The sequence below is a fragment of the Candidatus Pelagibacter communis genome (genome assembly GCF_001180025.1).
Lineage (GTDB): Bacteria > Pseudomonadota > Alphaproteobacteria > Pelagibacterales > Pelagibacteraceae > Pelagibacter > Pelagibacter ubique_A.
In genome coordinates this window covers 159,367-185,296 of sequence record NZ_CVSK01000030.1, presented here as the reverse complement: position 1 = coordinate 185,296, position 25,930 = coordinate 159,367, and the positions used below count along the sequence as shown (strand labels likewise).

General features: G+C 29.9%; 27 protein-coding genes. 15 read left to right on the top strand and 12 right to left on the bottom strand.

The window, feature by feature from the left end:
• Positions 1-789 carry a phytanoyl-CoA dioxygenase family protein gene (locus tag AMN83_RS01530; protein WP_075503800.1) on the top strand — a complete coding sequence of 263 codons (789 nt, stop codon included), beginning with the start codon at positions 1-3 and terminating at the stop codon, positions 787-789.
• Here the strand turns inward: AMN83_RS01530 and AMN83_RS01525 are convergent.
• Entirely contained in the window at positions 779-1,168 is a 390-nt protein-coding gene (locus AMN83_RS01525) for a DUF6165 family protein (protein WP_023855079.1), read from the bottom strand. The two genes, AMN83_RS01530 and AMN83_RS01525, sit on opposite strands and share 11 nt — an antisense overlap.
• 32 nt (positions 1,169-1,200) lie before the next feature.
• On the opposite strand from AMN83_RS01525, the gene AMN83_RS01520 reads away from it, so the two are divergent.
• Positions 1,201-2,142, top strand: a complete 942-nt coding sequence (locus tag AMN83_RS01520; protein ID WP_075503798.1) for a glycosyltransferase family 9 protein — start codon at positions 1,201-1,203, stop codon at positions 2,140-2,142.
• Here AMN83_RS01520 and AMN83_RS01515 read toward each other — a convergent pair.
• Complete coding sequence (locus AMN83_RS01515) at positions 2,132-3,211, bottom strand: AbrB family transcriptional regulator (protein WP_075503796.1); 1,080 nt, start codon at positions 3,209-3,211, stop codon at positions 2,132-2,134. The genes AMN83_RS01520 and AMN83_RS01515 overlap by 11 nt on opposite strands.
• Positions 3,212-3,285: 74 nt before the next feature.
• Here AMN83_RS01515 and AMN83_RS01510 point away from each other — a divergent pair, with 74 nt between their 5' ends.
• The 3 genes from AMN83_RS01510 to AMN83_RS01500 are packed head-to-tail and all read left to right on the top strand — an operon-like array spanning position 3,286 to position 6,260.
• Entirely contained in the window at positions 3,286-4,266 is a 981-nt protein-coding gene (locus AMN83_RS01510) for a tripartite tricarboxylate transporter substrate binding protein (RefSeq protein ID WP_075503794.1), read from the top strand.
• A gap of 27 nt (positions 4,267-4,293) precedes the next feature.
• Entirely contained in the window at positions 4,294-4,764 is a 471-nt protein-coding gene (locus AMN83_RS01505; RefSeq protein ID WP_075503792.1) for a tripartite tricarboxylate transporter TctB family protein, read from the top strand.
• Positions 4,761-6,260, top strand: a complete 1,500-nt coding sequence (locus AMN83_RS01500; protein WP_075503789.1) for a tripartite tricarboxylate transporter permease — start codon at positions 4,761-4,763, stop codon at positions 6,258-6,260. Before AMN83_RS01505 ends, AMN83_RS01500 begins: the two co-directional genes overlap by 4 nt.
• On the opposite strand, the gene AMN83_RS01495 is transcribed toward AMN83_RS01500, so the two are convergent.
• The 4 genes from AMN83_RS01495 to AMN83_RS01480 are packed head-to-tail and all read right to left on the bottom strand — an operon-like array spanning position 6,257 to position 9,697.
• Entirely contained in the window at positions 6,257-7,144 is an 888-nt protein-coding gene (locus tag AMN83_RS01495) for a DMT family transporter (RefSeq protein ID WP_075503787.1), read from the bottom strand. The two genes, AMN83_RS01500 and AMN83_RS01495, sit on opposite strands and share 4 nt — an antisense overlap.
• A 49-nt stretch (positions 7,145-7,193) precedes the next feature.
• Entirely contained in the window at positions 7,194-8,057 is an 864-nt protein-coding gene (locus tag AMN83_RS01490) for a DMT family transporter (protein WP_075503785.1), read from the bottom strand.
• A 3-nt stretch (positions 8,058-8,060) separates the two neighbouring features.
• Positions 8,061-9,143, bottom strand: a complete 1,083-nt coding sequence (locus tag AMN83_RS01485; RefSeq protein WP_075503783.1) for a glycosyltransferase family 4 protein — start codon at positions 9,141-9,143, stop codon at positions 8,061-8,063.
• Positions 9,143-9,697: a thioredoxin family protein gene (locus AMN83_RS01480; protein WP_075503782.1), complete on the bottom strand. Its 555-nt coding sequence runs from the start codon at positions 9,695-9,697 to the stop codon at positions 9,143-9,145. The genes AMN83_RS01485 and AMN83_RS01480 overlap by 1 nt, the downstream gene beginning before the upstream one ends.
• 19 nt (positions 9,698-9,716) lie before the next feature.
• Here AMN83_RS01480 and AMN83_RS01475 point away from each other — a divergent pair, with 19 nt between their 5' ends.
• Positions 9,717-10,229, top strand: a complete 513-nt coding sequence (locus tag AMN83_RS01475) for a gamma carbonic anhydrase family protein (RefSeq protein ID WP_075503780.1) — start codon at positions 9,717-9,719, stop codon at positions 10,227-10,229.
• Between the two features lie 9 nt (positions 10,230-10,238).
• On the top strand, positions 10,239-10,529 hold the full coding sequence (locus AMN83_RS01470; RefSeq protein ID WP_075503778.1) for a DUF1330 domain-containing protein: 291 nt from the start codon (positions 10,239-10,241) through the stop codon (positions 10,527-10,529).
• A gap of 217 nt (positions 10,530-10,746) precedes the next feature.
• Here AMN83_RS01470 and AMN83_RS01460 read toward each other — a convergent pair whose 3' ends face one another.
• Positions 10,747-11,352, bottom strand: coding sequence for a PNPOx family protein (locus tag AMN83_RS01460; RefSeq protein WP_075503773.1), 606 nt, complete (start codon positions 11,350-11,352; stop codon positions 10,747-10,749).
• A gap of 5 nt (positions 11,353-11,357) precedes the next feature.
• Entirely contained in the window at positions 11,358-12,233 is an 876-nt protein-coding gene (locus AMN83_RS01455) for an NAD(P)-dependent oxidoreductase (protein WP_075503771.1), read from the bottom strand.
• Between the two features lie 11 nt (positions 12,234-12,244).
• Here AMN83_RS01455 and AMN83_RS01450 point away from each other — a divergent pair, with 11 nt between their 5' ends.
• The 5 genes from AMN83_RS01450 to AMN83_RS05140 all read left to right on the top strand — a co-directional run bounded on the left by AMN83_RS01450 (position 12,245) and on the right by AMN83_RS05140 (position 17,189).
• Positions 12,245-13,450 carry an MFS transporter gene (locus tag AMN83_RS01450; protein ID WP_075503769.1) on the top strand — a complete coding sequence of 402 codons (1,206 nt, stop codon included), beginning with the start codon at positions 12,245-12,247 and terminating at the stop codon, positions 13,448-13,450.
• 43 nt (positions 13,451-13,493) lie between these two features.
• Positions 13,494-14,030, top strand: coding sequence for a DNA-directed RNA polymerase subunit omega (gene rpoZ, locus AMN83_RS05265; RefSeq protein WP_075503768.1), 537 nt, complete (start codon positions 13,494-13,496; stop codon positions 14,028-14,030).
• A gap of 22 nt (positions 14,031-14,052) precedes the next feature.
• Entirely contained in the window at positions 14,053-15,045 is a 993-nt protein-coding gene (gene dusA, locus AMN83_RS01440) for a tRNA dihydrouridine(20/20a) synthase DusA (protein WP_075503765.1), read from the top strand.
• A gap of 40 nt (positions 15,046-15,085) precedes the next feature.
• Positions 15,086-15,871 carry a sulfite exporter TauE/SafE family protein gene (locus tag AMN83_RS01435; RefSeq protein WP_075503762.1) on the top strand — a complete coding sequence of 262 codons (786 nt, stop codon included), beginning with the start codon at positions 15,086-15,088 and terminating at the stop codon, positions 15,869-15,871.
• Positions 15,872-16,085: 214 nt separating this feature from the next.
• Positions 16,086-17,189, top strand: a complete 1,104-nt coding sequence (locus AMN83_RS05140) for a coiled-coil domain-containing protein (protein ID WP_075503760.1) — start codon at positions 16,086-16,088, stop codon at positions 17,187-17,189.
• Here the strand turns inward: AMN83_RS05140 and AMN83_RS01425 are convergent.
• Positions 17,186-18,640: a phosphomannomutase/phosphoglucomutase gene (locus tag AMN83_RS01425; RefSeq protein WP_075503758.1), complete on the bottom strand. Its 1,455-nt coding sequence runs from the start codon at positions 18,638-18,640 to the stop codon at positions 17,186-17,188. The two genes, AMN83_RS05140 and AMN83_RS01425, sit on opposite strands and share 4 nt — an antisense overlap.
• A 180-nt stretch (positions 18,641-18,820) precedes the next feature.
• Between AMN83_RS01425 and AMN83_RS01420 the strand changes: the two genes are divergently transcribed.
• The 3 genes from AMN83_RS01420 to AMN83_RS01410 are packed head-to-tail and all read left to right on the top strand — an operon-like array spanning position 18,821 to position 22,389.
• Positions 18,821-20,761, top strand: a complete 1,941-nt coding sequence (locus tag AMN83_RS01420) for a ribonucleoside-diphosphate reductase subunit alpha (RefSeq protein WP_075503756.1) — start codon at positions 18,821-18,823, stop codon at positions 20,759-20,761.
• The gene (locus tag AMN83_RS01415) at positions 20,752-21,759 is read left to right on the top strand and encodes a ribonucleotide-diphosphate reductase subunit beta (protein ID WP_075485814.1); all 1,008 of its coding nucleotides are present in this window, start codon (positions 20,752-20,754) and stop codon (positions 21,757-21,759) included. Before AMN83_RS01420 ends, AMN83_RS01415 begins: the two co-directional genes overlap by 10 nt.
• A complete protein-coding gene (locus tag AMN83_RS01410; RefSeq protein ID WP_075503754.1) occupies positions 21,760-22,389 on the top strand; it encodes a class I SAM-dependent methyltransferase in 630 nt (209 codons plus the stop codon).
• 1 nt (position 22,390) lies between these two features.
• On the opposite strand, the gene AMN83_RS01405 is transcribed toward AMN83_RS01410, so the two are convergent.
• The 3 genes from AMN83_RS01405 to AMN83_RS01395 are packed head-to-tail and all read right to left on the bottom strand — an operon-like array spanning position 22,391 to position 25,913.
• Positions 22,391-23,515 (bottom strand): bifunctional 2-methylcitrate synthase/citrate synthase, encoded by a 1,125-nt coding sequence (locus tag AMN83_RS01405; protein ID WP_075503752.1) that lies wholly within the window; start codon positions 23,513-23,515, stop codon positions 22,391-22,393.
• On the bottom strand, positions 23,515-24,411 hold the full coding sequence (gene prpB, locus AMN83_RS01400; protein WP_075503751.1) for a methylisocitrate lyase: 897 nt from the start codon (positions 24,409-24,411) through the stop codon (positions 23,515-23,517). The genes AMN83_RS01405 and prpB overlap by 1 nt, the downstream gene beginning before the upstream one ends.
• Complete coding sequence (locus tag AMN83_RS01395) at positions 24,411-25,913, bottom strand: MmgE/PrpD family protein (protein WP_075503749.1); 1,503 nt, start codon at positions 25,911-25,913, stop codon at positions 24,411-24,413. The genes prpB and AMN83_RS01395 overlap by 1 nt, the downstream gene beginning before the upstream one ends.
• Positions 25,914-25,930 lie beyond the last annotated feature (17 nt).

Below are 25,930 nucleotides of genomic sequence, written 5' to 3'. Positions count from 1 at the left end.
ATGTTTTTATCAGAGAAACAAATTAATGATTATCAAAGTGATGGTGTAATAATAATTAAGGATGTATTTAAAGATTGGATTGAGCCACTTAGAAAAGGATTTCAAAAAGTTTTAGATAGTCCAAGTAAGCACGGAAGAGAAAATGTAACTGATAATAATGGAAGATTTTTTGAGGATTATTGTAACTGGGAGAGGATAGAAGAATTTAAGGATTGTTTATATAATTCAACTGGAGCTCAAATAGTTGCAGAAGCAACCAATTCTAAATCTACTCAAATTTTTCATGAACATATTTTTATAAAGGATCCAGGCACTGATAAGGAAACACCATGGCATCAAGATATGCCGTATTACTGTGTTGATGGAAATGATACTGGAAGTTTTTGGATACCATTAGATGAAGTTGATCATAAAAATAATCTTAAATTAATTTTAGGTTCTCACAAATGGTCGAAGTTAATTAGACCCACAAAATGGTCCAATAACCAATCTTGGTATGATGATGATAATGCTTTTATGGATTTACCACCATCAAAAGAATTTGAAAAAAATATTTTAATTCCAGAACTAAGTTTAGGGGATGCTGTTTTATTTAATTTTAAAACTGTACATGGTTCAACAGGAAACAATTCTTCTAAATCACGTAGAGCATTTTCGATGCGATTTATAGGAGATGATGTAAAATATATTGATAGAGGAGGACCAACTTCACCTCCATTTGATGGAATTAATTTAAAAACTGGAGATTTGATGAGAGATGATTGGTTTCCTATAGTTTTTAGTAGCTAGTATATTCTTTAATTTCTTTAATACTTGATCCAGTGTGATTATTCATTTCCAATTTAATTTTTGCTCGATCATCATTTAAGAAATGAACATCTCTAGATAATTTTATAAATTTATCACCAAAGTCCTTATTTTTTTCACAATCTCTTTTGTCATCCTCAATAACCCAAAGTTTAGCATTAATTTCCTTTAAATCTTGGAATAATTTATTTAGTTTATCATCAGATTTAACATTTTTTTCTAACTGATCTTTAAGAATCGAATGTTCATTTGATATAAATTTTAGTTTTTCAGGATCTTTTATTTTTTCTTTTTTAATTTCTAAGATTGAAATTTTGTCTAAAAGTTCACCAACTGATACTTCTACTATAATTTTATTCATTAAATTTTATACTATGTTAAATTGTTAAAAATATGTCTAATATTTTAATCATTAAACACGGATCTTTGGGTGATATAGCTCAAGCTTGTGGCGCAATTCAAGATATTTCTGAGAATCATAAAGGAGATGAAATTTATTTGCTAACAACTAAACCATATTTTGATTTATTTAAAAAAAATCCACATATTTCTGATGTTATTTTAGATAAGCGATTATCAAGACTAAACCTGATTTATTTATATTCCTTAATGAAAAACATAAAAAAATATAGTTTCTCTAAAGTTTACGATCTTCAAAACTCAAGTAGAACAGCTTTTTATAAAAAAATTTTATTTCCAAAAGCAACAAAAGATACTTGGTCTTCTACAGAAACTACTTTACCTGAAGGAACTACAAAAGAAGATTTTGATAAAGACTCTGTTCTATCTAGATTTGATTATCAATTAAAAAGTTCAGGCATAAATACAAACCATACTTTGAATCCTGATTTTTCTTGGAGCACAACAGACATATCTCAAATAAAAAATTACCATCAATTAGATAAATATATTCTCCTTTTTCCTTTTTGTTCTCCTCATTTAACTTCAAAGAAATGGCCTTATTATAATGACTTAATTGCTATGATTAACGAAAAGTCAGATAATAAATTTAAAGTAGTAATTGCACCTGGACCGAGTGAAATTAAAGAAGCATCAAATATTAATGCACTCTGTGTTTTAGATAATGGTAAAGCTTTAGATATTTCTCAGTTAGCAACATTAATTAAAGATAGTTCATTTGTTATTGCAAATGATACTGGACCAGCACATATGACAGCACATTTAGGTTCAAAAGGAATCGCTTTATTTGGATCTCATACAACTCCTTTTAAAGTAAGTATCGAAAGGGAAAATTTTAAAGCAATCCAAGCCCCTGAATTGTCTAAACTTTCAGTAGAAAAAGTTTTTGAAAGACTTTCTGAAATTATTTCTTAATTTTTTCAATTACTCTTAAAAATATAGGAACTGTGAAAAGTATGAAAAGTAATCTTATTATATGGTGAAAAGCAACAAAATCTGGGTCTAAATCAAAAGCAATTGCTATAACCGCAACTTCATAAATTCCACCAGGGCTAAAAGATAAAATTAGAGTTAAAATATTTGTCTCAACAAAAAATGTTGCAACATAGGCTGCACCTAAACCTAATACTACTAAAATAGTAGTAGCTACAATACTATGAAGAGAATTATTGGCTATCTCTTTAACTGTTTTTTCAGCAAACCTACAACCAACTGAAGAACCAAGAATTAGCAGACAAAAATTTACTGTTTCATCTGGTAATTTATATGAGGCTATATCTGTAATTTGCAACAAACCACTGGCAAATAATGTTCCAGATAATAAAGCTGCAGGAATTCTAATTTTATCAAAAACAAAAATAAAAAATAATGATGCAACAATAAGTAAAATTAGATTTAAATGATTTTGAGTTAAATAATTAAAATTGTCATTTAATAAAACATCGTTACTAGTATTATTTACTATAATAAATGGAATTACAGTTATTATGATGATTAATCTGATTAAGTGAGAGGTTGCTACTTGAGATAAATCTGTTTTTTCATTTTCAGCTAAAATCATTAAAGGGCCTAACGCACCAGGAGCTGCTGAAAAAATTGAGGCTTTTTCACTATAACTTGCAAATTTTTGAAGGTATTTAGCGACAATTAAAATACAAATTATTATGTAGATGAACATAATTAACGAAGTCCAAATCCAATCAAACATTTGATTAAATAGATTTTGGTCTATGTAATTTCCAATATGTAAACCTAAAATTATCAAGATAAAACTTAATACAATTTTAGGCATAATGATTTTTAGACCTGATAAAGCAGCAATTGAGGTGATAATCATAGGTCCCAAAAACCAAGCCAGAGGGATATTAAAATATTCAGCAATAATTGCGCTAGGAAAAGAAATTATTAAGACAGAAATAAATTTAATTGTTAATATCTGAGATAAATTTTCTTTAAAATTTTTGATTAATAAATTCATTTTCATTTATCTATCTGATTGACTCTAGTTTATATTAACTATTTAATACAAATAAAATAATAAACAATAAGAGAGGTATTATGAGTAATATTAAAAAATTATTTTCAGTACTATTCTCAGCAATCCTATTATTCTCAGCGACAACTACTAGTTCATTAGCAATTGATAAATTGCACTTTGTAATTGGTGGTGGTGCTGGAGGTGGTTGGGATGGAACTGCTAGAGGTACTGGAGAAGCTTTAACAAAAGCTGGAATGTTAAATAGCGCATCATTTGAAAATATGTCAGGTGGTGGTGGTGGTAAAGCACTTGCTTATATGATTAACACTAAACCTGCTAACACAGTTTTAGTTCAATCAACACCATTAGTATTAAGATCAATTACTAGACACAAAGGTTATGTAAAAGGAAGTGGAACTTTATCTTATAAAGATGTTGTGCCAATCGCTGGTGTAATTGGTGACTACGGTGCTATCGCAGTTGCAAAAAGTTCATCTTTTAAAAATTTTAAAGATGTAGTTGATGCATATAAAAAAGATCCAAATTCAGTTAAAATGGCTGGTGGATCAGTGAGAGGAAGTATGGACCATTTAATTGGTGCTTTAGCTTTCCAAGCTGCAGGTGCAGATCCGAATGCTGTTCAATACATTCCTTATGATGCTGGTGGAAAAGCTTTAGCTGGACTTTTATCTGGAGAAACTCAAATCATTTCAACTGGTCTAGGTGAATTGATGGGTGCAAGAGACCAAGTGAGAATTATTGGTATTACTGCTCCTTCAAGAGTTTCTGATGCACCAGATGCACCAACTCTTAAAGAACAAGGATATGATGTACAATTCGTTAACTGGAGAGGTTTCTTTGGCCCTCCAGGCATGAGCAATGCTGATAGATCAGCTATTGCAAAAATGCTTGGCGATGTACAAAAAACTCCTGAATGGGAAACTGTCAGAGCAAGAAATGCTTGGGTTAATATTTATAATCCAGAAGGCAAGTTTGTTTCTTTCTTAGAAAAACAAACTCAAGAAATGACAGCTCTTATGAAAAAATTAGGAGTAATATAATCCTTAGGATTATTTGAAATTAGAGCAGTGAATATAAATACTACAAAAATTATATCACTGCTCTTTTTTATTTTTTCAGCATTTTATTTATATACTGCTTACCAAATTCAAGTATTTGCATTTGATGAAAATGCACCATTTAATGCACGAACATTTCCAATTTATTTAGGTTATGCAGGATTATTTTTTTCTGGATTAAAACTTATTTTACCAGATCCAAATACAATTAAAGTTGATCATAAAAATTTAGAATATAAGAAAACAGGAATACTTATACTTATTGCTATTATTTATGGAGCTACAATTTTAAAAGTTGGATATTTTTTAACTACATCTTTATTTTTATTTGCGTCATATTACTTTTTAGGAGAACGAAGATGGATTTTAATGTTTTTATTATCCTTTCCATTTGTTGCAGCCTTTATGTATCTCCTACACGGTATTCTTGATATATATTTGAGGGATCCATTCTTACAATCAATAGGAGTTATGGGATGATTGAAGGAATTTTAATTGGATTAACAACAGCACTTACTTTTCAGAACATATTAATGGTTATGGTTGGTTGTTTTTTTGGAACAATAATTGGAATGCTCCCTGGTCTTGGGCCAATGACAGCTATCGCATTGATGATACCAATTACCTATGGTTTTGATCCTGCAACAGGATTAATTTTGATGGCTGGTGTTTATTATGGAGCAGTATTTGGTGGTTCTACTTCTTCTATATTATTAAATGCACCCGGTGTTCCTGGAACAGTTGCAACTTCATTTGATGGTTATCCTATGGCACAACAAGGTAAGGCGGGTAAGGCTTTAGCGATTGCAGCATGGAGTTCGTTTGCAGGTGGAACATTATCTGCAATTTATTTATTATTTATGGCTCCAAGTTTATCAAAAGTAAGTTTATCTTTTAGATCACCAGATTACTTTGCTTTAATGATTTTGGGTTTAACTGCGATTGCTGCTTTTTCATCTAAAGGACAATTTTTAAAAGCAATGATGATGGTGGTCCTTGGTTTGATGTTAGCTTCAGTTGGTCAAGATAGTTTGTCTGATATTACAAGGTTTACATTTAATAATATGAACTTAACTGATGGTATTAGTTTTGTACTTGTTGTGATGGCAACATTTGCAATGAGTGAAGCGTTAACAATTATTTTAAAAAGAAATGATCCAACTAGTGCTGCTAAACAAGTTTCATTAACTGAATTAGGCTCGATTAGAATTAATAAAGAAGAACGAACTAAAATGTATAAAACAATTCCAAGATCGTCAGTAATTGGATTTTTGATTGGTGTTCTTCCGGGTGCTGGTGCAACAATTGCATCCTTTTTAGCTTATGGAATGGAACGAAATGTTGTTAGCGACGAAGAGAAAGAAAAATTTGGTAAAGGCAGTGTAAATGGTTTATCTGCACCAGAAACTGCAAATAATGCAGCTTGCTCAGGATCTTTTGTTCCTATGCTTACTTTAGGAATTCCTGGAAGTGGAACAACCGCGGTAATGCTAGGTGCACTTTTAGGATTTGGTGTTCAGCCTGGTCCAAGACTTTATATGACTAACCCCGAAATTTTTTGGTCAATAATTATGTCCATGTACATTGGAATGGTAATTTTGCTTATATTAAACTTACCACTTATTCCTTACATAGCTAGAATTCTTGCTGTTCCTAAAAATTACTTAATTCCTTTAATTTTATTTTTCTCTGTAACTGGTATTTATGTAATGTCATTTAATAACTTTGATATTTATTTAATGATTGGGATAGCCGTAGTAGCAACTTTTTTAAGATTATATGATTTCCCGATGCCACCTTTGATATTAGCCTTTGTCCTAGGTGGATTGATGGAGGAAAACTTGAGACGATCTTTATTATTAAGTAATGGTTCGTGGGAATTTTTGTGGGATAGAACTTTAACTGCATGTATCTTAGCTACTACAATTTTAATTGTAATTTGGCATATCTACAAAACCTTTAAGAAGAAAAATTAAGATTTTATATCTAGACGCTTTCTAATAATTTCTTTATCAAGCTTCATTTCACGATATGACATAATGATAACCCCTATAAATATCACACTTGCACCAATCCAGGTGAAGAGGTCGGGTGTTTCACTAAAAACATAATATCCAATTAAAGAAGCAAACACTAAACTTAGAAATGAGTATGGTTGTGTCATACTAACATCTACTAATTTGTATGCGTGATTTATGCAAAGATGTAACAATGTACCAAATAAACCTGCAAAAAATAAATAAATCAAAGTTTGAAAACTAGGTGTTTGCCAATAAAACAACGCAATAATGAAACTAAAAATTGCCATATACGTGTATCCATAAGATAAAATCGTAATCGAACTATCATCTTTTGCGATAGTTTTTGTAATTATAATCACTATTGACCACATAAAAGACGATGCCAGTGCCATATAAACTCCAAGAGAGATTTCAATTATTCCTGGTCTTAAAATTATTAGCATTCCTATAAATCCTAAAACCAGTGCAAAACTCCTGTAAATGTAAATTTTTTCTCCTAGAAATAAAACTGCCAAAATAGTTACTATGAAAGGAACAACAAAAGATATTGCTGTAGCTTTTTCAATTGGCATCATTACTAACGCTGAGAAATATAATAACATTGAAGGTAAATTTAAAACCGCTCTAAGAAAATGTTTCTTGTGATGATTGGTTTTAAAAACTGTAAAATTAGATTTTAGCATATAGGGAAAAATAATTAGGAAACCAAATAAAAATCTAAAAAAACCTGCAACATAAACATTAATTTCCTCTTGTGCTAATTTTAAAAAGGTTAACATTAATGTCCCACAAAAAACTGAGATTATAATTAAAAAAATTGCTAATTTATTCTTAGACATCAATAAATGACTATATGTAAAACTAAACTATAAACAATCATAGTTTAAGTTAATTTTTTGATGATTGGTTTAAAACAAAGATTCCAGAACAAGTAATTATTATTGCTCCAATAATTGTGAACATATCTGGAATATCATTATAAAATATATATCCAAAAATTATTGCCCAAAAAATTAAAGTGTAATGAAATGGTTGGATTATACTTGCTCTAGCTTTACTTAAAGCAATGATTTGAAGGTAAAGACCTAATGAAAAAAATATACCTATGCCTAAAAACATTGGGTATAAAGAGTTATCTATTGGTCTCCAAAAATTAAAAGCTAATAACGACATAACTAATAAACCAATTATTGAGGTAAAAAACAAAGATGTTTCGTTTGAGTCATATTTTGAAACTTTTTTAGTGATCACCTGATAAAGTCCTAGTACAAATGCTGCAAATAGAGGTATTAAAGCTTTGGGATCAAAAATTGATGAGGTTGGTCTTAGAATTATCAAAACTCCGAGAAATCCAATAAAAATTGCTATCCACGTTTTAACAGATACTTTTTCTTTCAAGATTATTGCAGATAAAGCAACTACTATTACTGGCGCCAAGGAACCAATACTATGAGCATTTGCTAAAGATAAATATTTAAATGATAAAACAAAACACCCAGATTCTAACACGGATAATAAGCTTCTAAATATCTGTAATTTAATATCTTTAGATTTATAAAATAAATTATTTTTTTTTCTCTTAGCCTCAAAAAAAGCTAAAAAAAAAACAAAAAAATACTTCACGAAAAGTAATTGAAAAACTGTATGATTAATAATTAGAGTTTTTTGTATTGTGTCTAAAATAGAAAAAGATAAATAAGCAAAAATACCAAAAAGTATTCCAATAGACTCTTTGGATTTTAAAATAAACATAAATTAGCTTAGGATTTTTTTATATTCTTCAACAATTTTTGACCATTGAAATTTATGAACAAATTCTTTAGCGTTTTTTCCATAATCTATATATTTTTTGTTTTCTAATATTGTATTAATAGAAGAATAAATATCATCTAGATTGTTACCATTACATATTAAACCAGTTTTTTCATGATCAATTGCATCAGATGCACCACCATCTTTTCCACCAATGGATGGAATACCGTATTGTGCAGCTTCAACATATGCAATACCAAAACCTTCAACTGATTTTTTATGAATTATGGATGGCATTACAAAGATATTTGATTTTGAAACTAAAGCATTTTTTAAATCATTACTAATATCTTTAAAAAACATAACTTGAGCCTCAAGATCTAGCTCTTTTACTAGTTTTTTAATATTTTCTTCTTCCTCTCCATATCCAACACAAATGTAAACAATATCAGGATAAATTTGTTTTAAATTTCTTAAAGCCATCACTATTTTTTCATGGTTTTTACGTTTATCAAATCTTGAAACTGTAATAAGTCTTGGATTTTTAACTTTAAGTATACTTTCAACTTTATCTAAAGTTTTTTTATTTAATTCTTCAGCAGGATCCACACCTGGATTTATGACAATTACTTTATTTTCATTAACACCAAGTTCTATTGCTAGATTTTTTGTAAACTGAGAATTTGCTATAACTTTTTCAACATTATTTAAAACACTAACTACTCTTTTATTTTGACTAGAACCTTTAGGATGGTTGATTTCTTTACTATGAATTAAACAGTATTTTTTCTTAGAAGTTTTAATAAGCTCTAAACTTTTCCAATGATCAGCAATAACGCCATCAATTTTATTTTCTTTGATATATTCATTAATTAATTGTGCCTTTCTGTACTTTCTAAGTAGTTTAATTCCACCAACTCTTTCGATAGAAAAAGAGGCTTGCTCATCAAATTCTTTATGACCTTCAATATGATCTGCAAAAACTTTTATCATAAAATTTTTAGATAGTTCTCTCGAGAGGCCCCACATTAGATTTTGCATGCCACCAAGCTCAGGTGGGAATGATCTAGTTACAATTAGATACATCAATCATACTTCCATTTAATACCACAGCCCGCACTGGGTATTTGATGTTCAGGACCTTTTCCAGTTTCAGCTATTTGTCTCATAGCTGTTAGCAGATCACTTTCTCCATCTTTAACTGGAATAAACTTTCTAAGTTCTCTTAATCTTCCTCTGTATTGAAGTTCTAGATTTTTATTGTAGCCAAAGAAATCTGGAGTACATACAGCATCATATGCTTTAGCAATTTGTTGAGTTTCATCATGTAAGTAAGGAAAATTGAAGTGATTTTCATTTGAAAACTTAATCATGTTATCAAATGAGTCGTCTGGATAATTAACAAAGTCGTTGGAGCAGATAGCAACAGAGTTGATACCAATTTTGTTTAATTCACTACAATCTTCAACTAATTCTTTTGTAATAGCTTTTACATATGGGCAGTGATTACAAATGAACATTATCAAAGTTCCATTTTCACCTTTGATGTCATTTAAGGATAGAATTTTATTATCAGTAGATTTTAATTCAAATGGAATAGCTTTTTGACCAAAATCACATATTGGAGTTTGAATGGGCATAATGTAAAATATATAGATTATGTTTTATGATTTAAAAGATAAAAAACCAAAAAACTCTGGCGAAAATTGGGTAGCTCCAAATGCTACAATAATAGGGGATGTTACTTTAGAAAAAAATACAAGTATTTGGTTTAATGCAGTGCTTAGAGGAGATATTGAAAATATTCATATTGGTGAAGGATCTAATGTACAAGATGGAAGCGTATTGCACACAGATCCTGGATGTCCTTTAAAGGTAGGAAAAAATGTTACTGTTGGCCATTTAGTTATGCTTCATGGATGCACTATTGGAGACAACAGTTTAATTGGAATTGGAGCTGTTATCTTAAATAAAGCTAATATTGGTAAAAATTGTATCATAGGTGCAAAAGCTTTAATAACTGAAAATAAAGTCATACCAGATAATTCATTAGTTGTTGGTTCTCCAGGTAAAGTTATTAGAGAAGTTTCAGAGGAAGAAAAAAAAGCAGTATTTGAAAACACAAAACATTATCAAGATAATTGGAAAAAATATTCGAAATCAATTTTTTAAAGGAGATAAATGCCAGCAGGCTACGTAATAGCTCAATTAAAAGTAACTAATCCTGAAAATTATAAAGAATATGTTGAAAAGGTTACGCCACTCGTAAAAAAATTTGGTGGAGAATTTTTAGTAAGAGCTGGTGAATTTCAAATTTTTGATGGCGAAACAAATTTTCCTAGAATTATTATTCTTAAATTCCCTACATATGAAAAAGCATTAGAATGGTACAATTCTGAAGAATACGAACCAATAAAACAAATAAGATTAGATAATTCCGAAGGTACAAATATAATTATCAAAGGTATTTGAAATAATAATTTATTTACTTAAATAATAGATCGTTCACCGAATAAATGATCAATCCAATTATTGCTATAAATAAAATTAAGAAAGATAATTGCCCACTTAACTTAGACTTAATTTTGGTTTTACCCTCTTTAAATTTTTTAAAATGAATACTCCCAAATCTCATTATAGTTAATCCTAAAATTATAAGAAATGCTGTAAATATATATCCAGTAACCATTTATGGAACTAACCAGGTATCTTTATTATTTTCCAAATTAAACTTAGCTCTTCGATGTCCTTTAGCTGCTAAATAAAGCCATTCTATTGATTTAATCTTGCACTGAATAACAGTAAAGTTTTTGTAACCTTCCTCACTTTGTTCTTTAGTGTAATCAAAATTATCTAATTCTGGTTTTAGTCCAGAGGTTGGTAAATCTGACACAGTTCCAGGACCATTATCTACTAAATAACATTTTCTACTAATATGTTGGGTTTTAGACCAAGATTCTTTTGTTACATCATTATTGTGATTAATCGTGCATTCAACTTTTAATCTTACCTGTATTTTTTCATCTTTATCATAAAACAACATTGCAGCGTTTTTATTCGCTTTCAATTTTTCAATTTTATCTGACCTAATATCGCTATGAAATTGTACTAAATTATTTGATTGATCAGATTTCCTTAAGACTACAATTCTTCCATCAAAGTCTAATTGATTACCACAAATAAATACTGGTATTCGAAAAGGAGAACCTCTGTCTTTAACAGCATTATCTAACATCGACCAAATTTTCTTTTTGATCTCTGCAAAGTCCTCGTAATAAGGAACTGTATCCGTCACAAATATTATTTTTTCTTTTTTAATCGAGCAATCAAACCTGAGCTATCCCAACGATTTCCACCCATTTCTTGAACTTCAGCATAATAGCCATCAATAATTTCTGTTATAGGCACAGGTGAACCATTTTTTTTTGCTTCCTCGATTGCAATTTTTAAATCTTTTCTCATCCAATCAATAGCAAAACCATAATCAAACTTATCATCAGTCATAGTTCGGTATCTATTCTCCATCTGCCAAGATTGTGCTGCACCTTTAGATATTGTTTCCATAACTTTATCCATATCTAAACCGGCGTTAATTCCAAAATTTATAGCTTCTGATAAACCTTGAACTGTTCCAGCAATACACATTTGGTTCATCATCTTTGTTAACTGACCACTTCCACAAGGACCAATTAATTTTACTTTTTTACTGTAACAATCAATTACAGGCTCAGCTTTTTTAAACACTTCTTCATCACCACCAACCATTACTGTTAGTATTCCGCCCTCAGCACCAGCTTGTCCACCAGAAATAGGGGCATCTAAAAAACTAAAGCCTTTATCATTTGCTTTTTTATTTAATTCTCTTGATACTTCTGCAGATACAGTTGAGTTATCAATAAAAATAGATCCTGTTTTTGCAGTATTAAATAGACCATTTTCTCCTGTTGCTACTTCTCTAAGATCGTTATCATTACCCACACAGGTGAAAATAAAATCAGCACCATCTGCAGCCTCCGCAGGTGTATTCGCCATTTTACCTTTATATTCACCAATCCATTTTTCAGCTTTAGATTTAGTTCTATTAAAAACAGTTACATTGTGTCCGGCTTTTGATATATATCCAGCCATTGGGTAGCCCATAACCCCAAGACCTATGAAAGCAACATTACAAGTCATAATTTTTTTCTATGTTTAAAAGTTTAAGTTTAAAAGTAATTGTATTTGGTTTTATTTTTACATTTTTTTCAAGTTTTGGACAGAGTTTTTTTCTTGGTCTATTTAATTCTAGTATTAGAGATGCTTTATCAATTACACATGGACAATTTGGCTCAATTTATGCATCAGCCACTTTATTAAGTAGTATTGTTTTAGTTTGGATTGGAAAAAAAATCGATGACGTAAACATATTAAAATTTGCATCTTATGTAATAATTTTTTTATCAGTATCCTGTTTTATATTTTCAAAAATTTCATCAGTTATTTTTTTATTTGTAGGAATTTTTTTAATGCGTTTAGCTGGACAAGGATTATCAAGTCACACAGCTACAACAACCATATCTCGTTTTTTTGAAAAAAATAGAGGTAGGGCTTTAAGTATAGGTTGGTTAGGATTGTCATTGGCTGAATTTATAATGCCAGTTTTAATTGTTTTTTTATTAACTTTTATAGAATGGAGAGATATTTGGGTTTCAATTTCTATTTTAGTTATACTTGTTCTACCTGTTGCAACTTTTCTTTTAGTTAAAGATGTTAAGCTTGATACGAGAGAAGAATCTAAAATAGAAGAGAACAATAAAGAAATCAAACAATGGAAAAGAATAGAAGTTTTAAAAGATTATAGATTTTACATTATTTGTATGACGATGTTAGCAATGCCATGGATTGCAACAGGATCTTTTGTTTATCAATCTTTTATATCTTCTTCAAAAGAGTGGGGACCTTATGTGATTGCCCAATCATTTATGGTATACTCAATTTTATCGGTGATTACTCTTTTTATATCTGGTTTTTTAATTGATAAATTTTCTAGTAGAAAATTATTAATCTATATGAATATCCCGCTTCTTTTTGGTACTGTAGTTCTTTATTACTTTAATGCACCACTTTCATCTTTTGTATTTTTTGGTTTGGTAGGCGTCACCAATGGTTTGGCAAACGTACTTGGTTCCTCAACTTGGGCTGAGATTTATGGTGTTAAATATATTGGGTCTATAAAAGCCTTAACAACTGCATTGATGGTATTTTCAACAGCATTTGGTACGGCTCTATTTGGCTTTCTGATTGATATTGGCTTTTCAATTGAACAGATAGCCGTTGTTTCAGGAACTTATATCTTTGGTTCAATTATTCTTCTTTATTTGGTTAAAAATAAGCTAAATCCTAATTATTTATAAAATAGCCCTTGATTTTTAAAGACTCACTGTGTAGATACTCCGCATGGCAAGAGTAACTGTAGAAGACTGTATAGATAAAGTAGAGAGCCCTTATGAATTAGTACTAGTTGCTAAAGAAAGAGCCACTCAATTAAATGCAGGAATAGAACCAACAATTGATAGAGATAACGATAAAAATACAGTTATTTCATTAAGAGAAATTGCAGAAGAAAAAATTAAAGTTTCAGATTTAACTGATAGTGCTGTTTACAAACTTAGAAAACACGTTGAACAAGTTGATGATAGTGCAGAGGATGATGAAGAAATAGGTGATGATTTTGAAAATCTATATAAAGGTGAAATTTCAAAAAGTGGTACTCCAATTTTACCATCTAAAAGAGCAAGAAAAACTCCAGAAAAAATTCAAGTAACAAAAGAAGATTTAGCTGAGCTATCTGAAACAGCTACAGCAGACGTTGATAATTCAGTAGGAGAAGAAACTATGAATGAGCAAGGAGAAGTTTCTTTAGATGAAGTATCAGAATCAGAAAATCAAGAAGCAGACGTATCTTCAGACGACACTGAAGCTTCAAACTCATAAAAAAATAATATAAAGTTATACCATGAATAGGAAAGTATCAGTTGCTCCTATGATGGATTGTACAGATCGTCATGAACGATTTTTTCTAAGATTAATATCCAAAAATACTCTTCTTTATACTGAGATGGTAGTGGATGAAGCTATAAATAGAGGAGATAAAAAAAAATTATTAGAGTTTAATATTAATGAGAAACCTGTAGCACTTCAATTAGGAGGTTCTTCTCCAAAACTTTTAGCTGAAGCCACTAAAGTAGGCGAAGATTTTGGTTATGATGAAATTAATCTAAACTTAGGTTGTCCTAGTAAAAAAGTTGAAAAAAATAGATTTGGTGCTTGTTTAATGAAAGAGCCAAACTTAGTGGCAGATTGTTTAAGTAAAATGCAATCATTTACAAAACTACCAGTAACTATAAAAACAAGAATTGGTTACGATGATGTAGAAGATTATGAAAATTTACATAATTTTATTTCTACTCTAAAAGCAACTGGAGTTAAAACTTTCATCATTCATGCAAGAAAAGCAATGTTAGGTAAATTTACACCTAAGCAAAATTTAAATATTCCTCCTTTAAAATACGAATATGTTTATAAATTAAAAAAAGATTTTCCAAATGAAGAGATTATTATCAATGGGGGAATAACTTCAGTAGATGAAATAAAACCTCATTTAGAAAAAACAGATGGTGTAATGATAGGAAGAGCTGCGTATCACACCCCTTATTTATTAGCAGATATTGAAAGAGAAATATTTAATAATGACGATGTTCCAAGTAGACAAGATGTAATTGAACAACTCATTCCTTATGTTAAAGAAGAATTAAAAAAGGGAACAAGATTAAATCAAATCATGAGACATACTCTTGGTTTATTTCATGGCCAGACAGGTGCAAGTTATTGGAAAAGATATTTAAGTGAAAACATGTGTGTAAGAGATGCTGATGTGAAAAAAATTGATCACATTATGGATAAAATTAAATACAATAATGTAGATACTAGAGTAGGGCAGTCTGCTTAATTCAATATTAACAAACGAATATAGTTATATTATTTTATTAATGGCCTTAACAGCAATACCAGTTGGTTTTGTTGCAGGATTATTTGGTATTGGTGGAGGTTTAATTACTGTTCCTTTTTTATATTTTATTTTTGGTTCTTTAGAAATTGATCCTCAATATGTTATGCACCTTGCTGTTGGAACTTCTTTTGCAATTATAATACCAACTTCTACAGTTTCAGTTTTAACACATCACAAATTTAAAGCTGTTGATTTCGATATTGTTAAGAATTACGGTCTTTTTGTCGTAATAGGAGTTATTGTTGGTACTGCTTTTGCAGCTTCTTTAAAAACTAAATCTTTAGTTTTATTTTTTTCTATAATGATCTTATTTTTAGGAATTTACTTACTTTTAATAAAAGAAAAGGAACAAAACATAATTGTTAAAATGAAATTACATCTAAAAGTAGTTCTTGGTTTTTTTGTTGGGTTTATATCTGCTCCTATGGGTATAGGAGGTGCCGTAATGAATGTTCCTATACTTAAGTTTTTTGGTTATTCAATAAATAAAGCCATTGGAAGTGCAGCAGCTATAGGTTTTTTAATTGCTTTATTTGGAGCAATAGGTTTTTTAATTTCAGGAAATTATTTAAATTCTAGTCTTCCACTAAGTATTGGTTTTATAAATATACCAGCCTTTTTAATATTTATACCCATTACAACTTTCATGGCTCGGATAGGAGCTAAAACAGTACACAGTATTGATAAGAATAAAATTAGTAAGTTTTTTGGAATTTTTCTTTTAGTGGTTTCGATTAAATTTTTTTACGAATACTTAAAATTATAACAAGCAAAAAAAAAGAGGTGACTTCAGTCTCCCTCCATCACCTCACGAATCTAAATTAAGTGATTCTTTAAATATTTAAGAACACTTATTAGTTGAAAATGGCTTTTATTAACTAATTTTAAATTACAATCTTAAGTTGTATAAGTCTTAAATAAAAACTCAAATTAGCCACACATAATATTTAGTGTTATTATTCTAATTGATACTTTTAATTATGGTTTCAATAAAAGATATTAATAAAAAAATAAAAAAAAATTTATTTGATCCATTAGATAAATCAAAAAATAAGTTTTCCTCAATTTTAAAAGATTTTAAAAAAAATAAAGTTAAAAAAGATTTAGCATTACAAAAACAATTAGAAAAAGAAAAAAAAAGAGAATTAATTTTAGAAAAAAAATTAGCGAAAAAAGCTAAACAAGACGAATTAAAAGAAGAAAGAAAAAAACTTCTATTTCAAAAAAAATTAATCATTGAAAATGAAAAGCAAGAAAAAAAGAATGAAGAGAAAAGACAAAAAATAGAAGCTCAGAGAATTAAAATAGAGCAGAAAAAAATAAAAGACGAAGAAACAAGAAAACTTAGAGAAGAAGCAAGAAAGCTTAAAGAAGAAGATTTAAGGCTAAAAATGTTAGAGAGACAAAGAATTAGAGAAGAAAATATAAAAATTAAAGAGGAACAATTAAAAAATAAAGAAATTGAAGCTCAAAAGAGAAGAGATGAAAAAGAAAAAGAAAGACAAGAAAAAATAAGATTAAAAGAAATTGAAAGGAAAAATAGACTTGAGGAAGAACAAAGATTAAGAGAGGCAGCTAGGAAGCTGAAATATGAGCAAGAAAAACTTAAAGAAATGGAAGAAAGATTAAGAGATTTAGAAACTGAAAGACAACAAGAAATTCAAAGACAAATTTTAAAAGAAGAGGCTGAGCAAAGAGCGAAAGAAGAGGAATTAAGAAATAAAGAAAAAGAACTTAAAGAAGCTGAACGTGAGAGAATAAATAAAGAAAATGAAAGACGTCAAAGAGAAAGAGAATTGAAAATAGAGGAGGAAAGACAAAAAAGAATTGATGAAGAAAACGAGAGAATTAGATTAGCTGAAATTGCCCAAAAAGAGAGAGAAGATGAGGAAAATAGGCGAATGAAAGAATGGGAGAAAAAATTTGATGAAGAACAGCGACTTAAAGAGGAGGAATTGGTTAGAAAGTTTTATAGCGACGAAACTCCTGAACAAGAAAATAATCAGGATGGCAATAATTTAGAAACTAAAACTGATAACGAAAACTTAGAAAATAAAAACGATGAAGATAATTTAAAGAATTAAATTTTCTGATCATATTCACCGACTTTACCTGTTTTTTGTAACAAATCGTCAATAAAATCAAAGATTTTTTTCTTTCTTTCATCTGATGTTGGGCTTTCAGTAACAATAACTAAAGATGGTTTGTTTGAAGAAGCTCTTATAAGCCCCCAAGAACCATCTTCGAATGAAAACCTAACTCCATTAACAGTTAAAATATCATTAATAACTTGGCCATCTATTTCAGTTTTGATTTCTTTTAAATTTTTAATTTGTTTAACAAGCTCTTCAACAACAATATACTTCTCCTCATCTTTGCAAAAAGGTGCCATTGTTGGTGTTTGAAATGTATTAGGTAATTCGCTAATAATTTCACTCATTTTTTTATTTTGATTATATAATAAGTTGCACACTTGAATTGCAGAGTGAATTCCATCATCATAGCCATATCCTAAAGGTTGATTAAAAAAGAAATGACCACTTTTTTCAAAACCTGCTAATGCTTTTTCAGTGTTCACTTTTCTTTTAATATGAGAATGACCTGTTTTCCAATAAATTGTTTCACAATTGTTTTCTAATAAGATTTTATCTTTTGTAAATAAACCCGTTGATTTTACATCAACCACAAATTTTGAATTTTTATGTTTGCTTGATAAATTTCTAGCTATTAGAAGTCCTATTTTATCTGAAAATATTTCATTACCATTATCATCAATAACACCAACCCTATCTCCATCACCATCAAATCCAAAACCTATATCAGCATTATTTTCTTTAACTACTTTTGCTATCTCATGAAGCATTTTTAAATCTTCAGGATTTGGATTGTATTTAGGAAAATTCCAATCCAGGTTACAGTCTAACTCTATTACCTCACATCCAATACCTCTTAGAATGTCTGGGGCAAAAACACCTGTTGTTCCATTTCCACAAGCAACCACAGCTTTAATTTTTTTCTTAATTTTGTTTTTACTAATTAGGTTTTCTTTATAAATTTTATCAAAATCTTTTATTTGTTTTTCACTACCTACGCCTTTTGTGAACTTTTTATTTAAAGTAATTTTTTTTAATTCTTTCATTTCTTCAGGTGCATGAGTTAATCCTTTTTTGATTCCCATTTTCACACCAGTCCAACCATTTTCATTATGACTAGCTGTAACCATAGCGACTGCATCTGCATCTAAATTAAATTGTGCAAAATAAACCATTGGTGATAACGACAGGCCAATATCTTCTATATTGCATCCTGTAGATAATAATCCCTTTTTAAGAGCTGTTTTTATTTCTTCACTATAAGAACGATAATCATGCCCAACTACGATTCTGGGATTATCTTTTTTAGTATGTATTTTTATCTGTGTTCCAAGCCCTTTTCCTAGATTCTCTATTCCAGATTGGTTTATATCTTTCTCATACAACCATCGGGCGTCATATTCCCTAAAACCAAATGGGTCTATTTTTATGTTTTGATTCATTACCTATTTTCTTACTCTTTTTTTGTTAATTTCTTGTAAAAAAATTTATTTTTTTATTGATTATCATTTTGTCGCGTTCTATAAATGTTCTATTGTACAAAAGTTTATATAGTATACTTACTATAGACGCCTACAACATATAGTTGTTTTCGTACTAATAACAAAATATAATTAAAATTTATGAATAAGATTCTTTCTCAAGCCCTCAAAAAAGCTGTCTCTGAATATAGCCCAGAAGTTAAGGAAGTTTCTAAGATAAATAAGCCTGATCTTTTCTCTTTAAATAATGAAACAGAATTATTTCAAAATGACAAAGGTATCATAATTAAAATTGACCGTTCAAAAGATGCAAATCTTACAGACTTTGGTAAAGCAACTTTAAAAGACAGATACTTAGGTTTGAACGAGTCTTATCAAGATTTATTTGCAAGAGTAGCAAGCACATATGCAGATGATAATTTGCACGCTCAAAGAATATATAATTACATAAGCAATCTTTGGTTCATGCCAGCAACACCAGTGTTATCAAATGGTGGTACAAAAAGAGGATTGCCTATTTCATGTTTTTTAAATGAAGCATCTGATAGCTTAGGAGGCATTCTTGATTTATGGAGTGAGAATGTTTGGTTGGCAGCGAAGGGTGGAGGAATTGGAAGTTACTGGGGTAACTTAAGATCTATTGGTGAAAAAATAGGAAGAGTTGGAAAAACTTCTGGAATAATTCCTTTTATAAAAGTTATGGACTCTTTAACTATGGCTATCAGTCAAGGATCATTAAGAAGAGGTTCTGCAGCATGTTATCTTCCAATTGATCATCCTGAAATAGAAGAGTTTATTGAAATGAGAAGACCTACTGGTGGTGATCCAAATAGAAAAGCATTAAATTTACATCATGGTGTTTTAGTTTCTGATGCCTTTATGAGAGCTGTAGAAACTGATGAGCAGTGGGCATTGAAAAGTCCAGCAGATGGCAGTGTTCAACAAACTATTTCTGCAAGAAATTTATGGATAAGATTATTAACTGCAAGAATTGAAACTGGTGAACCGTATATAATTTATATTGATACTGTTAACAGACAAATTCCTCAACATCATAAGTTAGCAAACCTAACAGTTAAAACTTCTAATTTATGTAGCGAAATAACTTTACCAACAGGAATTGATAAAGATGGAAGAGATAGAACAGCAGTATGTTGTTTGTCTTCGTTAAATTTAGAAAAATATGATGAGTGGAAAGATGATCCAGACATGATTGGTGATGTGATGAGATTTTTAGACAATGTATTATCTGATTTCATTAACAAAGCACCAGATCAATTTAAAGATGCAAAATATTCTGCGGAAAGAGAAAGAAGTGTTGGATTAGGTGTAATGGGCTTTCATTCTTTTTTACAAAAAAATAGAATTCCACTTGAGTCTGTAATGGCAAAATCATGGAATAAAAAAATATTTAAAAATATTCATGAAAAAGTTAATCAAGCTTCTAAAGATTTAGCTGAAGAGAGAGGCGCATGTCCAGATGCAGCTGAGTATGGTTATAAAGAAAGATTTTCTAACAAGACAGCGATTGCTCCAACTGCTTCAATCTCAATTATTTGTGGAGGAGCATCACCAGGAGTAGAACCAATTGCTGCAAACAGTTACACACACAAAACCCTTTCAGGATCTTTCAATGTAAGAAATAGATACTTAGAAGAAATCCTTCAATCTCATGGAAAAAATGATGAAGAGACATGGTCTAGTATTACTACAAATCAAGGATCTGTTAATCATCTAGATTTCCTAACTGATTTAGAAAAGGATGTATTTAAAACTGCATTTGAGCTGAACCAAAATTGGATAATCGAATTAAGTGGTGACAGAACACCATTTATTTCGCAGGCACAGTCAGTAAATCTATTTTTACCAGCAGATGTTCACAAGAAAGAATTACACAAAATTCATTTTGATGCTTGGAAGAAAGGCTTAAAAAGCCTTTATTACTGTAGATCAAAATCAATTCAAAGAGCTGAAAATGTCAATGATGCTAAATCAACTGATATTACAGCAAATGTTTATAAATCTAAAAATCAACAATCTAACGAGCAGCCAGAGTACGAGGAGTGTTTATCATGTCAGTAGCAGAAAAAATTAATAAAGAGATTATTCAACCAAAAAAAATGGGTTTATTAGTAGAGAACCCAGTTTATAAACCTTTTAGATATCCTTGGTGTTATGATGCATGGTTAACTCAGCAAAGAATTCATTGGTTGCCAGAAGAAGTCCCTTTAGGAGATGATGTTAGAGATTGGCAAAAAAATTTGTCTCAACCAGAAAAAAATTTATTAACTCAAATCTTTAGATTTTTCACTCAAGCAGATGTAGAGGTTAATAATTGTTATTTAAGACATTACACAACTGTATTTAAACCAACAGAAGTATTAATGATGATGACAGCATTTGCTGCAATGGAAACAGTTCATGTAGCAGCATACTCTCATCTTCTTGATACGATTGGTATGCCAGAGTCTGAGTACTCAGCTTTTATGAAATACAAAGAAATGAAAGACAAGTACGATTACATGCAGGGTTTCAATGTAAATTCTAAAGAGGATATTGCAAAAACAGTTGCAGTGTTTAGTGCGTTTACGGAAGGTCTACAATTGTTTGCAAGTTTTGCTATTTTGTTGAATTTTCCAAGACACAATAAAATGAAAGGAATGGGACAGATAGTTACTTGGTCTGTAAGAGATGAAACACTTCACTGCAATTCTATGATCAGAATTTTTAAGGAGTTTATAAAAGAAAATCCTGAAATCTGGACACCTAAACTTAAAAAAGAACTTTATGAAGCTTGTAGAATAATTGTTGAGCACGAAGATGCTTTTATTGATTTAGCTTTTGAAATGGGTCCAATGGAAGGTTTAACTGCTCAAGAAGTTAAAGATTACATTAGGTTCATTGCGAATAGACGACTTATTCAATTGGGATTAGAACCAATTTATGATGTCCAAAAAAATCCACTAACTTGGTTAGATACAATGCTTAATGCAGTTGAGCATATGAATTTCTTCGAAGGTAGAGCTACAGAATATTCTAAAGCATCTACTCAAGGTACATGGGCAGAAGCATTTAGTTAATTGAAGTACAAAAAGTATTTCCGAAAGACAAGTCTAAAGCAAAAAGGAGTTGGGGACCTTTTTTTAAAAGAAATAACTAAGAAAAAACCAAAAACATTTCTTGAAGTTGGTGTGTTTCATGGTGTTACGGCAAGAAATGTATGTGAATTGCTGTATAAAATTCATGGAAAAGAATTTAAATACATCGGCTTAGACTTATTTGAAGAGAATGATGAAAATAAAGATGAAATAATACCAAACACAAAATTCTCAAATCCTTTAAAAACAATTTTTTTTAAATATATAAAAAGACAGAATCCTTATAGTTTAGAAGCAGTAAAAGATTTGTTAAATAAATTTAAAGATAATATTCATTTAATAAAAGGAAATTCAAATAAAGTTTTAAGTAAAATTGAAATGAAAAAAATAGATTATGTATTTTTAGATGGTGGTCATGAATACAGTACAGTTAAAAATGATTTAGAATGTTGCAAAGATGTTATTTTAAATAATGGAGTGGTTTTGTGTGATGACTACGATTTGAGTTATGCACCTGGTGTTAAAAAAGCTATAGATGAGTTTGTAGAAAATAATAATTTTAAGTCTTCACTATTATCTAATGATAGATTTGCAATGATAGAGAAAAACTGAATTACCTCTGATTTAATTGCATAACTTTTCTGTGTTTACTACCTTTGTAACTAGCTAATGGTCTAATAAGTTTATTAGCAGCATGTTGCTCCATTATATGCGCAGACCAACCAGTAATTCTTGAAATTACAAATATTGGAGTGAAAAAGTCTGTGTCAAAGCCCATTAAATGATAAGTAGGTCCTGTTGGATAATCGACGTTAGGATGAATATTTTTCTTTTTAATCATTACTCTTTCAACGATGTCATAGATTTTTTCAAATTTTTTATCTTTCTTTAGTTTAGCGACTTTACCAAAATACTTTCTCATTGTTGGAACTCTGGAATCACCTGATTTATAAACTCTATGTCCAAATCCCATCACTACTTCTTTGTTCTTAAGCGCATTATTTATCCACTTGAGTGCATTTTCAGGTTTTTTAATTTTGCTCATCATATGCATTACTTCTTCATTGGCTCCACCATGAAGCGGCCCTTTTAAACTAGCAATAGCACCTGTAATTGCTCCGTGTATATCAGATAAGCTACTGGTAATTGTTCGTGCTGTAAAAGTTGAAACATTAAAACTATGTTCTGCATATAAAATTAAAGATACATCAAAAGCTTTAACAATTTCTTTTTGTGGTACTTTTCCAAAGCACATATAGAAAAAGTTTTCAGCAAATGTTAAATTTTTTTTAGGTTTGATTATTTTTTTTCCTTTTCTAATTCTATAAAAAGCAGCCAATGCAGTAGGCGTTTTAGCAAAAATTCTTAATGCTTTTCTCATGTTTGCTTCAGGAGAAGAGTCAGTTGTTTCCTTATCTTCAAGCCCCATAACGCTTACAGCAGTTCTAGCCACATCCATAGGATGGGATCTTTTTGGCATATGTTTTATTATTTCATATAAATTTTTTGTAAGCTCTCTATTGTTTCTCTCCTCTTTTTCAAAATTTTTAAGTTCAATTGAGTTAGGAAGGTCTTTATTCAATATTAAATATGCAACTTCTTCAAACCTGCAATATTCACATAAATCTTGAGCAGCATATCCTCTGTAAGTAAGAGAATTAATTTCAGGCATAACTTTTGAAACTTCAGTTTCATCTACCACAATACCTAGTAAACCTTTTTTGATATCATCACTCATTATTCATGTCCTTCCGTACTAAAATTATAAATTTTTTCATCTAATGAATTATATTTTTCGTAGTCAACTAATTCATAAAGTCTTTTTCTAGTTTGCATTTTATCTATAATATTGTTCTGGTGTCCATTTGCATAAATGTCTCTCAATCCATCTTCTACATTTTTCATTGCCAATCTTTGTGTGGTCACTGGATAAATCACAATATTGTATCCAAAATTTTCTAATTCTTTGTAGTTGAACAATTTAGACTTACCAAACTCAGTCATATTAGCTAACAAGTAACCAGATAATTTTTTACGAACTTTTTCAAAATCTTTCTCATCTTGAAGAGCTTCTGGGAATATAATTTCAGCACCAGCATCAATATAAGCTTTGCATCTTTCAATCATTTTATCGAGACCTTCAACGCTTTTAGCATCTGAACGTGCAATAATTTTAAAATTTTGATCTTTTTTTGCCGCAACACATTCTTTAATTTTTTTAACCATAGAGTCAGTTGAAATAAGTTCTTTATTATCAAGATGCCCACATCTTTTTCTCTCAATTTGATCTTCTAAATGAACTCCTGTTATTCCAAATTCTTCAAATGTTTCTATCGTTTCTTTACATGATTTAAATCCTGTATCTATATCAACAATTGTTGGAAGATTAGTTACTCTCGAAATCAGATAAGATCTTGTACTAACATCTTGTAGTGTTGTTAAACCAATATCTGGAAAACCAAGGTCATTAGCCATTACTCCACCGGATACATAAACCGCATCATATCCAATTTCTTCAATTAATTTTGCTGTTAAAGGATTGTATGCGCCTGGAACTCTTAATATTTTATTTGATTTTAATTTTTGATCAAAATCTAATCTTTTTTGACTTGGTTCTTTTTCTACAAAGTGCATTAAAAGATTCCTTTTTTATTATTTTGTTTTAATTTGCTTTTTCTTACTTCAATATTTAATTTATGAAGTTGACCAGATTTTAAATTTCTTAAATTTTGTACTGTTTTTAAAAAACGGTTGCTTTCTTTTTTATCCAAAATACCTTCGGTTAAAGTTAAAAATTTATTTATATAATTTTCTCTCTTAAACGGTCTTGCTCCATATGGATGTGCGTCTGCTCTATCAAGTTCCTCTGTTATTTTTTTTCCATTGTTAAGTGTTACAACTACTTTAGCTCCAAAAGCTTTATTTTTTGGATTTGGATCATGATATTTCTTAGTCCATTTTTTATCTTCATATGTTTTAATTGATCTCCATATTTTAATTGTACTTTTTCTATTTGCTCTTGCTTTAGTATAAGATTTAACATGATGCCAATCTCCGTCTTCTAAAGCTACAGCAAATATATACATTATAGAATGATCTAATGTTTCTCTACTAGCCTTGGGATCCATTTTTTGTGGATCATTAGCACCTGTTCCAATCACATAATGAGTGTGATGACTTGTAAAAATATCAATTTTTTTAATATAATTTAAATTGTTAATTTTTGTTTTTAGCTTTTTAGCTAGATCTATTAATGCTTGCGATTGATATTCTGCAGAATATTCTTTTGTATATGTCTCTAAGATAGCTTTTTTACTCTCACCTTTTTTTGGTAAAGGGACTTTGTAGTTTGCTTTTTTTCCATCCAATATTCTTGCTATTACACTATCTTCGCCTTCATATATTGGACTTGGAGCACCTTCACCTCTCATAGTTCTATCTACAGCTTCTATAGCAAGCTTACCAGCATGAGCAGGAGCATAAGCTTTCCAACTTGAAATTTCTCCTTTTCTAGATTGTCTTGTAGATATTGATGTATGTAATGCCTGTTGAACAGCTTGATATATAGTTTCAGTATTTAATTTTAGCATTGTTCCTAATCCAGCAGCAACACTAGGGCCTAAATGAGCAATGTGGTCCACCTTATGCTTATGCAAACAAATACCTTTGACTAAATTTACCTGAACTTCATATGCAGTAATTATTCCTCTTAATAAATCCAATCCACTTTTTTTGTTTTGTTGTGCTACACTAATAAGAGGAGGAATGTTGTCACCCGGATGACTATAATCTGCAGCTAAGAAAGTATCATGAAAATCTAATTCTCTAACAGCTGTACCATTTGACCATGCTGCCCATTCACAATCAAATTTTAATTTTGAGTTTACACCAAATAAAGTTGCACCATTTTTTCTAGGGTGTCTTAAAGCCATTTCTCTAGATGAGATTACTGGATTTCTGTTTAATGAAGCAATTGCAACAGAAGCATTATCAATAATTCTATTGATAACCATTTCAATAGCATCTTTATTTAATTTAGCATTATCGCTTGCTATCTCTGCAATTTTCCACGCAAGCTGTTTCTTCTTTGGAAGATTAATTTTTGATGGATATACTTTAACTGTGTGTAATAACAAAATTACTCCTTATTTGT